The following is a 13,137-nucleotide window of genomic DNA, read 5'->3' as shown; positions in this document are numbered from 1 at the left end:
CAGTGAACAACTAAATAATTACCCAATATGAAAATCTTAGTTGCTAGTCACTCCTATATTGTGGATCTCAACTGTGAAAAATTACGTGCTTTAGCTCAATTAGAACCCAATATTGAAGTCACAGTTGTAGTACCTAAAACTTGGAAACCTGGAGGGGTACAAAATAAAATTATTGCAACTCAATACCGGGATGAAGGTAACTTCAAAATCGTTCCAGTTACTAATTTTAGTCAAAATCATCAAGCATTGCTGACTTTTGGTACTGATTTAATATCTTTATTAAATCGGTTTCGTCCCCATATCATCCAAGTAGAACAAGGATCTAGAGGATTGTCTTATTCTCAGATGATTTTTCTCAATCAGTTATTAGGATTGAAGGCGAAAAATATATTTTTTACTTGGTGGAATTTGCCATATACACTAAAATTACCAGTTGCTTTATTAGAAAAATATAACCTTAAGCATAGTCACGGCATTATTACTGGTAATCAAGATGGGGCAGAGATTCTCCAACAAAGAGGTTATGACGGGCCAATTAAAGTTATGCCACAACTGGGTATAGATGAAACACTGTTTACTCCCAAATCTCAACCAGAGTTGGCGGCTAAATTGGGTCTAAAATTAGATGATTTTGTTGTGGGTTTTGTGGGGCGTTTCGTGCCAGAGAAGGGTTTATTAACTTTACTAAAATCATTAATAATTTTACAAAATAAATCCTGGAAATTATTACTTTTAGGTAGGGGAGAACTAAAAGATGAATTAATCAAAATTGCTAGGGAAAATAATGTTTACGAACAGTTGATTTTTATAGAAAGTGTGCCTCATGATGAAGTTGCTAGTTATATTAATTTAATGAGTACGTTGGTACTGCCTTCAGAAACGACTTACGAGTTCAAAACCTTAACTTCTGTGGGTTGGAAGGAACAATTTGGTCATGTAATAATTGAGGCGATGGCTTGTCAAGTTCCCGTAATTGGTTCGGATTCTGGAGAAATTCCTCATGTAATTGGTGATGCTGGTTTGGTGTTCCCTGAAGGTGATTCCCAAGCATTGGCTAATTGTTTATTGCAATTAATGGAAAAGCCAGCTTTTGCTCAGAGTATTGGGGAAATGGGTTATCAAAAAGCAATGGCTGAATATACTAATAAGGCTTTGGCAAAGCAGCAGTTGGCGTTTTATCGAGAGTTGGTTGATGGCGGTGTGAAATAAGTTTTAAGAAAGTTCACGCAAAGGCGCAAAAGCGCAAAGAAGATTGCATGAAAGTTTTACAAATTGTTCCTTCGATTTCTCTGGTTTATGGTGGCCCTAGTCAAATGGTAATGGGGTTGGCTGGGGCGTTGGCTAGGGAGGGGGAAAAAGTGACAATTTTGACTACTGATAGTAATGGTGATTCTGGACAAGCGCCTCTGGATGTTCCTTTGAATTGTCCGGTGAAACAAGATGGTTATGAAATAATTTATTTTCGTTGTGCGCCATTTCGGCGTTATAAGTTTTCTATTGATTTATTGCGCTGGTTAAAGGTTCACGCTCAGGAGTTTGATGTGGCGCATATTCATGCGTTATTTTCTCCTGTAAGTAGTGCGGCGGCGACTGTTTGTCGTCAGCAAAAGCTACCTTATATTTTGCGTCCTTTGGGTACTCTTGACCCGGCTGATTTACGCAAAAAACGCCAATTAAAACAGCTTTATGTGCAATTTATAGAACGTCGTAATTTAGCTGGTGCAGCAGCAATTCATTTTACCAGTGATCAAGAAGCCAAAATATCAGAACGTTTTGGTGTGGTTACTCAAGATTGGGTGATTCCTTTGGGTGTGGTTCCCTATGAAGGTGATGGAGGGAGTGAAATACTTAGTCAGTGGGGAATACCGGAAGGTCAGCCTTTGGTGTTGTTTATGTCGCGCATTGACCCGAAAAAAGGCTTAGACTTGTTGATTCCTGCATTAGAGAAATTGTTAGTTGCAGGATGTAATTTTCATTTTGTCTTGGCTGGGACAAATCCTCAAGACCCAGATTATGAGGAAAAAATCAAATCTCAGATTGTCAATTCACCACTGCGATCGCACACTACAATTACAGGTTTTGTCAGTGGCGATTTAAAAGCTAGTTTACTGCAAGCTGCTGATTTATTTGTTTTACCTTCTTATTATGAAAACTTTGGTATCGCTGTAGCTGAGGCGATGGTAGCAGGAATACCTGTGGTTATTTCTGACCAGGTGCATATTTGGCAGCAGGTACATGATAGTGAATCGGGGTGGGTGGGTGTAACTGATGTGTCAGCATTAGTAGAATTACTCCAAGCAGCTTTGCAAAATCCCCAAGAACGCCAACGCCGGGGATTAAATGCCCAAAAATATGCTTTGCAAAATTTTAGCTGGGGTGCGATCGCTCGTCAAATTGTCTCAGCCTATCAACAAATATTAACCAACTAATTTAAAGTCTAATATTTAGAATTATCTTCTAATTCGCTGATGTTAGTGTGAGTAAGAGATTGTTTTGTCGCAAATTTATGCTCATACCAGTTCATTAAGGGCGTAGCAGAAATGCCATGTAAAACTACAGAAACTACAATAGTGGTGTAAGTTATCCAGGATATTTGTTCACTAACTTCTCCTGTTAAGCCATGACTAAACGCATAGGCAAGATAATATAAAGAGCCTACACCACGAATACCAAACCAGCCAAATAAGAAACGGGTTTCAGGATGAAAACTACGGCGGTGGGAGTTTAAGGGACGTTGATACATTGTACTAATCCATGCTCCTACAGGCCGAATTATGAAGAATAAGCAAACTATAACTACGAAAGATTGAGAGGCATAATTAAGGATTGGTTGCCATAATAATATGCTTCCCAATAATAAAATTGTCCCTACTTCCAATAATTTTTCTAGCCGCTCAATAAATTCTAATTGTGCCATTGGTTTATCAGGATTCTTGTAACTGTCTTGGACAATTAAACCCGCTACAAATACTGCCAAAAACCCATAGCCATTGATGATTTCTGTTAAAGAATAGGTAATTAAAATGGCACTAATTGCAATAAAATCTTCCATCACTACATCAACAAAATGCTTTTGTTGAATTTTTTCATCAATCCAAACAACTAATTTAGCTATCAGAAAACCCATCATAATAGCAGATGCGATCGCCCAAATTAAATCAACGATTAACCAATCTCTAAACCAGTTGTCCCAATCATTATCTTTAATTGCATAAAGCCCAAAATAAACAAAGGGAAAAGCCAAAGCATCATTTAAACCTCCTTCAGAGGTTAAACCAAAGCGTAACTCATCTCTATCATTAATATCTGTTATTTGGACTTCAGAAGCTAATACTGGGTCAGTGGGTGCAAGAATTGCTCCTAATAAAATCGCTTCTCCCCAGTTCATTCCTAAAAATAATCTCCCGACAATTGCCAATCCCAAGATAGTAATTGGCATTAAAAACCCAATCAGTCGTGCTGTAATATTCCACACTCTCAAGCGTAAAGGATTAATGATTTTCAACCCACAGCTAAAGACAGAAATAATCACGACAAATTCTGTTAATCTTTCGAGTACTTTGGCATTAAATACATTATTTTCTCTCAGTTGGATCATTTCTAAGCCTTCAGAGCCTAAAAATATACCCATTAATAGATATATCAGTGCGAAAGAAAGTGGTAAGCGCTTAATCCAGCCTGAGCCTAGTGTAACTCCTAGTAAAAGTAGACCAATAATTAGTAGATCAAGAATGTAAATATCTACCATATAAATATATATATCAACTGAAGATAACTTTGTTAGTTTAGTGGTAATTGCTTGTTTGTATAAAATATCTATAGATAGATTTCATAAATAAATTTTGCAATTTTTCCTACTTTTACTAGCCTAAGATGAATAGTATAAACTCATCCTTTATATCAATTTCAAAATGAGCTAACGAACACTCAGTCCCTAATCAACCCTTTCCCACAACCGTTGAATTTCGGCGATCGCCTGGGAAGTTGGTGCTGGTAAAAGTGTGATATTTGGCTGAACTTCAGCACCGGGAATATTCTGATTCCAGGGACTATTGGCTACGTCTGTGACATCTACAGTATCATTCACCGGGCGAAAACCATATTGAACAAATACTGCTTGTTGTTCTGGTTGGGTGAGAAAATCTAAAAATTTTCTGGCAGCATTGGCTGTATTAATATCGACATGATGACGGATAATTGCAGCTGTGGCGGTAGTCTCCATTGACGGATCTAAATAATAAATTTGGTAAGGTTGACCTTGATTAGCAATTGATTGTTGCCAACGATACAGGGCAATGCTTTCATAGACTGTAGCGATATCAGCTTCGTTTGCACCTTTGACAATAAATTCTTGTAGAAGAATATCTGTAGAACGGGGTGGTTGATAAACTGATTTTTTAATTAAACTCAATAGCGATCGCACAGATAAATTGATGAAACTTGTACTGTTGATTCTTGCTCCTGATTTTGATTTTATCCATAAATCTAAAGTTAACTGACCACTATTGGAACGGGTGGGATCTGTCATCACAAAATCAAAGCTACCCCAACTACTAGAACCACCTATTTCTTTCCAATTAATTGCTTGCATTGCTTGTTCAATTTTTGACCATTGAAACCGTCCGTCGGGAAAGAGAATTTTTCCCCTTTCTGGCCAAGCAATACCTACTAACATGGTTTTTGCTATGGGTTGAGGAGAGCCATAAAAAGGTTCACTTTTGTAAATAGCACGTAGGCGATCGCTTAGTTCTTTTAAGATTTCTCCATTTCCGGGAATAAAAACTGCTGGTTGAAAATCATCCCTTTTATTAATATATCTGTTCACCAATTCCTGTGAACCTTGAAACTTTAGTTCTAATTTAATTTGCGGATTGCTTTGTCTAAATTTTGCTTCTAAATTTCTTAGTGGTGCTTGTAGTTCAGTCCCACTTACAATTACTAATTTTTGCTGTAGTCCAGGAATCGCAACGGGAATATATGTGATAACTAATGTTATTAAAATAATTGTGCATGAGGTAATAATTTTGAGTAATTTTGACTTGTTTTCACCATATATCATTTGTGTATTCTGGCTTATTTACGAACTAATAAATCAATAATTTCTTCTAGGCTTTTAAGTTCATCACCAAGTAGTTGTAACTCTTTAAGTTCCTCTAAATTTATTAAGTTAGCGTCACTCAATTTATCATCATAACGTTCTAAAATTACAGTATAATCTTCAATTAAATGATAAATAGTAAAAATCCTTGATAGACGAGTATCTTCACCTTTTTTAGCTAATTTAATGTTGCGTTTGATGTTTTCTGCAAGTTTACTTAAGTGTTGTTTTTCTAAATATCCAGAATTTAGCCGCATTTTTTGTTGTATTTCTGTCAATTGCCGTTGCAATGAACCAATAGAAACTAGAGAATTGCTACCATATAAATACCAAACTATAGTCCGAATTTTGCCTGGCAATTCAATGGCGCGATCGCAACTTCTTTCTATGGTGGCTAATAGTTTCTCATGTTCGGCTATAGTTAACAAATTTTTGGCTGCTAAACGTAGTTCATTCGCTCGATTGGCTAAAGTTAACGCAGCAATTTGCACTGCCGTAATTTCTTGTTCTAACTCAGGATTATCTAATTCAAAATATTTAGGTTCTCGATATTGAAAGAAGTTAGCGAAAAACAAAGATATACCAATTGCCAAAGGAATAATAATTTGATTAGGTAGTTGAACTAAACGCACTCCTATGAATAAAACAATACTGCCAATCAAGACAGATAATGGATAATACAATGGATTTGCCAATTTCATAATTTTAACACTTAGTAATTATTGATCGACAAAGTATTATCCGTAAACTCCAGTTAAATCTACGTAAATTTGCCAAAATAACGTGACTACTTTTACCAAACTTCTACTAAGAATACTATTTCTCAGTCAAAATCTAAAATAGTATCACCTTGTAATATAGCAATTATATTTAGGGGTTCTGAGTCTCTTCCTGCCAAGCTTTTAGCATAGCTTCTACAACTTCTGGGGATGGAGGACGTAATGAATCATACTTGGCTTGTGGGTCAACACCAAATTCTGGGGTAAACTTTTCACCTAAAGCCACTCCAGGGGTTCCCGGACGTAAGCCTAAATCAGTAGCAATTTGCTGTACAGCAGGCGATCGCCAATAAGTGATAAATTTGTCAGCAGCTGCATTCTCGTCTACACTTACCCAAGGTGCATTGGGCACAATTGCCCGCATATTTGATGTAAATGTGGCTGAGGGATAAACTGCTTCATAGCGTAGCTGTGCTGGTAATCGAGAATTGACCGCAATCACACTCGATTCATACACTGAAGCTATTACAGACCCAAATTGACCGTTTTGAGCAATTGCTTCGGCCAGAGAATTGGTAGACACACCGTAAGTGGGAATCTGGCTGTAGATTTTTTGCATTTGTGGCTGTAATTGTTGTACGTCAGCCAGCGTTAAATCTTCAGGAGATTTACCCGATACACTGGCATATTGGGCGACTAAAGTTTGCAATCCCGAATTGGAAAGAGTTGGTGCAGTTTGCACATAGTTAAAGCTTAAAATGTCACCACTTTTACGTAGTTTTTCAGCTACATCGCTTTGGGCCATGAATACCATTGGTGTATGCGCTATTAGTGGTGATTCGGTAACTGTCGGAATATACCTTTGTCCAGGAAATAGTTGGTTGATGTGGTAAATCATCTGACTGTGATAAATATCGCCATCAAGTGAAATAATTGTAGGAAAATCAACTGCATCAGCCTGTAATGTCCCATTTCTTAGCTGAGTCGCTAAAGAAACTAATTGGTTAACAACATCACCACTACCTCTAGCGTCACATCTCACTTGCACAGATCTACCATTGTCTAGTCGCGGTTGTGTAGCATGAAAATTTTGTGCGGCTTGTTGGCAAAAGTCTGCCAAAGCACTACCCACCAAAACTTGGACTGATAATTGATTCAAATTACTTTCTAAATTGAAGTTACCCCTACAAGCCACTAGCGCCAACAGACAAAAGGCTGTTGTTAAGCACTTGATGAATAAAGGCTTTTGAAGAATCATCACATTACTGCTCCACAAGCCTGTATAATAATTTCGGTATTGATAGTTCACTCATAAATTAAAATTTTGTTAAAAACGACGAAATGCCGATAGGAGAATCGGTGATTTATGTCATGATGGCAAAGTAGAATACATATGCCTTTCTAAATTACAGGGAATCTCGCATGACTCTCCGTCTTGGTGATACAGTACCCAACTTTACGCAAGCCTCAACACATGGCGACATAGATTTTTACGAATGGGCAGGTGACAGCTGGGTAGTGCTGTTTTCTCACCCTGCTGATTTCACGCCGGTTTGCACCACCGAATTAGGCACAGTTGCTAAACTCAAGCCAGAATTTGACAAGCGTAATGTCAAAGCGATCGCACTTAGCGTTGATGATGTTGAATCCCACAAAGGATGGGTAGGAGACATCGAAGAAACTCAAAGCACCACTCTCAACTATCCAATTTTGGCAGATGGCGATCGTAAAGTGTCTGACCTTTACGATATGATTCATCCCAACGCTGCGGCTAGCGTTACAGTCCGTTCTGTTTTCGTAATTGACCCCAGCAAAAAACTACGTTTAAGTTTCACTTATCCTCCCAGCACTGGACGCAACTTTGATGAACTATTGCGGGTAATTGATTCACTGCAATTAACCGATAATTACAGCGTAGCCACACCAGCTGACTGGAAAGATGGGGAAGATTGTGTAATTGTCCCCTCACTCAAAGATCCAGAAGTACTCAAAGAAAAATTCCCCAAAGGCTACCAGGAAATCAAACCCTATTTGCGGATGACTCCTCAGCCTAACAAATAAATCTGCAAAATGATTTTTTGTTGAAAACGCAAAGGCGCGAAGTTATATCTTGGCGTCCTTGCGTTTTTGCGTGAAAATAAACATAAAGCTTAGTTGGGACAGCATGATGTTTTCTTCTCCTTTAGTGCTGCAATTTCCACCTTCAATCCAAATGACAGACGAACAATTCTTTGAGTTCTGTCAATTTAACCGTGACTTACGCATTGAACGGAATAAATCGGGAGAAATATCAATTATGCCACCGACAGGTACAGAAACAGGCAACAGGAACTTTAACGTTGCTGGACAGTTATATGTCTGGTCAGAACAAGACGGTACGGGTATTTGTTTTGACTCCAGCACAGGATTTAAACTATCAACAGGTGCGGAACGTTCTCCCGATGCTTCCTGGATGAAACTAGAACGGTGGAATAGTCTTTCAACAGAACAAAAACAAAAATTTGCTCCCATATGTCCAGATTTTATTATTGAACTGAAATCACCAAGTGACCGCCTCCAACTTTTGCAAGAAAAAATGGAGGAATATATGCAAGAACCAGGAATCCAATTAGGCTGGTTAATTGATAGACAAAATTATCAAGTTTATATTTATCGTCCTGGACAAGCAAGAGAATGTCTAGATAATCCTGATATTCTTAGCGGTGAATCTGTTTTACCTGGGTTTACTTTGAAGATGAGTAAAGTTTGGTAGTCAAAAAATTAAGTGAGTTGGCGATAAGATTTGATATATTATCACCTTTATTTATTGTTTTTTTCTAGAAGCGCAAAGATCTCAACGGACACGAAGAAGGAGAAAAGAAAGAATTTTACATTTCGTTCTAAGATGAGGTTAATTAATCGTTACTAGCAGACAATATTGTATAAGCTTCGTTAAATAGACGCATTTTTTCATGGGCTTTTTTTTGCATCTGCGGCTGATTAACAAATAAATCTGGATGCCATTTTTTCACTAAACTTCGATAAGTTTGTTTGACTTCAGCAAAAGAAGCACTAGGTTGTAATCCTAAAATACTGTAGGCGCGAGCAATGTTATCTTTTTCTACCTGAGTTTGCGGTGGGTTTGCTGCTTTACTGTGATTGGTATTTTGTTGCTGCTTGTGATTATGAGAACCAGGCGATCGCATTTCTGCTTTCATGCGCGCTATTTCTTCATCAAGTTCCCAATTACGAAATTTTGCTTCTACTTCTTGGGTACGGGGAGGAGTTTTAAGAGGTGGGGGAGGTGAAGAAACTTGCTGACGTGGAGATTCTACCCGTGTACTGGTAGTTTCCTGTGCTGGCTTTTTAGCAGCATAATTTACAACTTTCTCTCTTGGGGGTGCATAAACTCGGTGAGTATTTTTATTTTTTGATATTTCTTGATAAGCTTGATATTTTAAAGATATTTTGGCTTTATCTAACTCTGTTAGCAACTGATTAAAGGCATTTTGTAATGTCTGCAACTCTGCATATTTATTAGTCATTTCTGACGTTACATTACTAACTTCAAAGCGAATAATTTTTTCTGATTTCTGCTCATATTCAGCCAAAATTGCTAAACCCCGATTACTAAATTCAGAAAAATAATCCTCAATAGCTCCTATACAAACTTTGGCTACTTGTTGATGATAAGATTCGTTGGCTAATTTGTCATCTTCTTGCTGAATATTCTTGTTTAATAAATAAGAAATACTGCCAACCACAGCAGCACCTACAGGGCCACCCAATAACCAACCAATCCCACCACCAACTGCTACTGCACCAGGTTCACTTAAATTATCGATATTACCGGGTTTTGGTGGCAAAATGATTTGTGGTTCCCTAGGTAAGGGAATGGATAAATCTTCTGGACGTTCTTCTTTAAAGAATTCATAAGCTTGATAAAGCCATCTCATTACCTCAATTTGCAACTCTGTTAAATCTTTTTTGAGAGTAGTTGTTTGCCAATTTTTAAAATTATTTTCTGCTAAAGCCACAGCCGCATCAGCTTGATATTTAGCAAGCAATTTAGGTAAATCTAGCCAATTATGTAAAGATTGCAAACTCTTAGTAAAACCTTGGTTAATTAAATTAGCGGCTTTTTGTTTAATGGCAAATTTAGCAGCTTGCTGCTCATCAAAGGCTTTTATTTCATGAACAAGAGGATCAATTTTAGCTTTTAAAGATATTTGAATTTGAGAAGCGATCGCCTGCACTCTGGGCAACCGCACATCACCGCAATTTTGTTGTAAAATACCGACAGTATTTTGCAAAGCTGCTTCAAAAGCCACTAACCCGCTACTACTAGCCGCAGCCACATCACCTTTTAATCTCGCCCTCAAAGCAGGTAAAGCATCCACCCGATATAAATTACTAAAACCTGGGGGTAAATCTGCTCGAAAACTCTCTGCTACAAACAGTAAGCGATTTTGTACTTGTTTTTGTTCTTCTGGTTCCAATAAATTTAAAAAATTAGCAACAAATATAACTGTTTTAATACCACGATCCAATAACCAATCCCGCAAGTTTTCCCGTTCCCCCAAAGTCATTAACTTGCGTGCATCTAATAACTGAACTACTAAATCTACACTTAATAGTTGTTCTTTAACTAAAGTATCTTGTTCTTCTCTGTCATTTGTCCCAGGTAAATCTAGAAACTCTACACCTGTTGCTAAAAAAGGATGAGGACAAAAAACTTCCACAGATGCCACATCTTTTCGCATCTGTCTATTATCATCGAGAATAGCAAATTGCTGTAATACTTCTGTCCCACTGCGGTAAATTTCTGTTCCATCTGCTAACATAATCCGAGTCCGCACATCAGAACCATACTTCACAGTAATAGCCGCACCTGTAGTCGGGATTAAATCAATTGGTAATGTACGAGTCCCCAACATGGCATTTAATAAAGTAGACTTACCATGATTAAAGGGGCCAAAAACAGCAATTCGTAAATTAGGATGAGCCAGATAATTGCACACAGCCACAATATCTTGATGCAGTTGTGATTGACTATTTAAATTTAATAATGCAGATGTAGATTTGAGAGAATTGGCTAAATTACTGTAAGTTTCATTCTGTGGTGGCATATTCTTTTACAGTTTCCCGGCTCAGTTGAAAATGCAGATAATAACATGTTCGTAGTCAGCGATTTATCGCTCTCTGATAAATTTTTAAAGGGCTAGAGCCGCTGACTCGAATGACTATAAAATTAACTATAGTAAGCCAACAAACTACTATAAGCCGCCTCTATTTTTTGAATTTGAGCTATCACATCTTCCTGCAATTTTTTCAAACGATGTAACTCACCTTCACGATTAATTTCGCGCGTTTCTTTTTGCTTCACCAAATTATCTAACTCAGACTTGCGAGAGGCGATATCATCATTAATTCGCTGACTCACTTCTTTTTCATAAGCATCAAAACACTCTTTAACCGCATCATACACAGTCTGCGATTGCTCATGGGCGATTTGTGGTAAGTATTTTACCAACTCCTTCTTTGCCGTTTTCACTAACTCCTTGCGCGCTTGATCTGCTTGTAAAAAACCTACTCCCAAACCTAGCAAAGCAAATCCAATGGGGCCTAGAAAAATACCAGTCACCGCTGTCAGTATCCCACCAATACCAATTACAGTAAAGTAGTTCAATAAAATATTTTTCCAATCAAAACCAGCCCCAGCTAAAGCCACACCCGCCAAATTTCCCCTAGACAGAGATAATAATCCCATAGCCCATTTAGCCCACCCTGGAGACTGGTCTTCCTCTGGGGTAGATGTGGGATTAACTTTAACTTGCTGTCCAGTGAGTTTAGCTGTGATTTGGTCTGTTACCTGACTATAAGAAGCGCCATATTGAGAAGCACTCCGAGACAGTACTTGAAAAGCATCATTGATATCTTTTTCTGCTGTTAAAGTCCACGCAGCAGCTTTATCAGCAATATATTGCTCAAAGGCCTTTTGCAACGCCTGATTAAATGCTTCTCGTTTACCACTACTCAGGAAATCTAAAACATTTAACTCAGGTTGATAACGTAAAAAATCAGTTTCAAAAGTATTACCTAAATTTAATACATAGCCCCGAAAAGATTCAGAAATTTTTCGCGCTTGACTATCTCTGGTATTGATAATTTCCTTTTGAAATTGCTCCCCAATACCTGTGAGTTTATTAAATTCTGGTTCCACTGAATCAATGCGTTTTTTCAATTCATCAACATCTTGGTCAAGTAAAGGTAAGCGTCTAGCGATCGCCTCTTGGGTATGCTTACAGGCCTGTCTAGCCAGAGTTCTCACTTGTCGGAGTTCTGCGATCGCCCGTTCTCTGGTAAGAAAAGTATTGAGAGAACCCATAAACTCTGGAAAGCCAGTTCCCGTCAAATCAGCTTGGGGATTTTTCAACCTACGTCGCAATGCTTGAATGGAAGAAAGTTCAAAAACGCGTTCTTCGTAAATATCCTGACCATCCAAAGAGCAATATTCTGCTAAATTCGCCTTAAATACTTGCCGTAATCTATTTTCTGATGCTTGTAACTCTTCTACATCATCAGGATCAATTAAAGATTCTCGCACCTGATCCCAAGCATTGACTAAGAAGAAAACCGATAAACCTCTACCTTTGATGTAATTTTCTAGATATCGCCGTTCACCCAAAGTGCAAGGTTGGGAAGCCCGCATCACAAATAAAATTGCATGACAATTATTGACATAACCCAAAGATAATTCATTGCGTGATTCTGTATCATTTAATCCTGGACTATCAACAATTTCAATTCCCTTTTCTAATAGGGGTAAAGGATACTCAACAACTGCATAATCAACATCAGGAAAAGCTGATTTTTTCTCCTGTTCTAATTTTTTGGCTTCTGCTGGGTCAATCGTATATTTATATTTAAAACTTTGAAAATCTAGTTTCTGGGGACTTTTACCATCATTGAAGTGAATAGTAACCGTTTTTTCTGGCCCATAACGTAAAATTGTTAATACTGCCGTACAAGGATTTACATCACTGGGGAGCAAATTTTCCCCAATTAAGGCATTCAAAAACGTACTTTTACCCCGTTTCATATCACCTAAAACTAACAGACGAAATACACCTTTTTGGAGATTTTTACTAGCTATTGTAATATCTTCTATATCTCGTTCTAAACTGAGCTTTCCTGACGAAGATTCACCCGCCAATTCAGCCTCACCGATAGTATCAGCAATTCGGCTAAGACATACCGAAATTTCCGAGCGTACTTGAGCAACCCGTTCTAAGTCGTTGATAAATTTGTCAGTTCCGACTTGATAAGTCATGAAAATTG

At 37.8% G+C, this 13,137-nt stretch carries 10 protein-coding genes; 4 read left to right on the top strand and 6 right to left on the bottom strand.

What is annotated here, in order from left to right:
- Positions 1-27: 27 nt before the first annotated feature.
- Both hpsO and hpsP read left to right on the top strand, forming a co-directional pair.
- Positions 28-1,209: a hormogonium polysaccharide biosynthesis glycosyltransferase HpsO gene (gene hpsO / locus ACM0OT_RS05410; protein WP_414563370.1), complete on the top strand. Its 1,182-nt coding sequence runs from the start codon at positions 28-30 to the stop codon at positions 1,207-1,209.
- A 47-nt stretch (positions 1,210-1,256) separates the two neighbouring features.
- Positions 1,257-2,429, top strand: a complete 1,173-nt coding sequence (hpsP, locus tag ACM0OT_RS05405) for a hormogonium polysaccharide biosynthesis glycosyltransferase HpsP (RefSeq protein WP_414563369.1) — start codon at positions 1,257-1,259, stop codon at positions 2,427-2,429.
- Between the two features lie 8 nt (positions 2,430-2,437).
- Here the strand turns inward: hpsP and ACM0OT_RS05400 are convergent, their stop codons facing one another.
- From ACM0OT_RS05400 to ACM0OT_RS05385, 4 genes are all read right to left on the bottom strand, one after another.
- The gene (locus ACM0OT_RS05400) at positions 2,438-3,748 is read right to left on the bottom strand and encodes a cation:proton antiporter (protein WP_414563367.1); all 1,311 of its coding nucleotides are present in this window, start codon (positions 3,746-3,748) and stop codon (positions 2,438-2,440) included.
- A 186-nt stretch (positions 3,749-3,934) separates the two neighbouring features.
- On the bottom strand, positions 3,935-5,059 hold the full coding sequence (locus ACM0OT_RS05395; RefSeq protein WP_414563365.1) for a substrate-binding domain-containing protein: 1,125 nt from the start codon (positions 5,057-5,059) through the stop codon (positions 3,935-3,937).
- A gap of 14 nt (positions 5,060-5,073) precedes the next feature.
- Positions 5,074-5,799: a hypothetical protein gene (locus ACM0OT_RS05390; protein ID WP_414563363.1), complete on the bottom strand. Its 726-nt coding sequence runs from the start codon at positions 5,797-5,799 to the stop codon at positions 5,074-5,076.
- A 169-nt stretch (positions 5,800-5,968) separates the two neighbouring features.
- Complete coding sequence (locus tag ACM0OT_RS05385; RefSeq protein WP_414563361.1) at positions 5,969-7,075, bottom strand: extracellular solute-binding protein; 1,107 nt, start codon at positions 7,073-7,075, stop codon at positions 5,969-5,971.
- Between the two features lie 164 nt (positions 7,076-7,239).
- Between ACM0OT_RS05385 and ACM0OT_RS05380 the strand changes: the two genes are divergently transcribed.
- On the top strand, positions 7,240-7,878 hold the full coding sequence (locus ACM0OT_RS05380; RefSeq protein ID WP_414543262.1) for a peroxiredoxin: 639 nt from the start codon (positions 7,240-7,242) through the stop codon (positions 7,876-7,878).
- Between the two features lie 106 nt (positions 7,879-7,984).
- Positions 7,985-8,569, top strand: coding sequence for a Uma2 family endonuclease (locus ACM0OT_RS05375; protein ID WP_414563423.1), 585 nt, complete (start codon positions 7,985-7,987; stop codon positions 8,567-8,569).
- Positions 8,570-8,711: 142 nt separating this feature from the next.
- Here the strand turns inward: ACM0OT_RS05375 and ACM0OT_RS05370 are convergent, their stop codons facing one another.
- Together ACM0OT_RS05370 and ACM0OT_RS05365 are read right to left on the bottom strand one after the other, a co-directional pair.
- Entirely contained in the window at positions 8,712-10,925 is a 2,214-nt protein-coding gene (locus tag ACM0OT_RS05370) for a dynamin family protein (RefSeq protein WP_414563359.1), read from the bottom strand.
- A 122-nt stretch (positions 10,926-11,047) separates the two neighbouring features.
- Complete coding sequence (locus tag ACM0OT_RS05365; protein WP_414563358.1) at positions 11,048-13,129, bottom strand: dynamin family protein; 2,082 nt, start codon at positions 13,127-13,129, stop codon at positions 11,048-11,050.
- Positions 13,130-13,137: the final 8 nt, after the last annotated feature.

Origin of the sequence: Anabaena sp. CCY 9613 (assembly GCF_963920895.1) — a bacterium.
In the GTDB taxonomy this organism is placed as follows: domain Bacteria; phylum Cyanobacteriota; class Cyanobacteriia; order Cyanobacteriales; family Nostocaceae; genus Cyanocohniella.
Note: the sequence above shows the minus strand (reverse complement) of the source record. Positions and strands in the feature narration are given on the sequence as shown.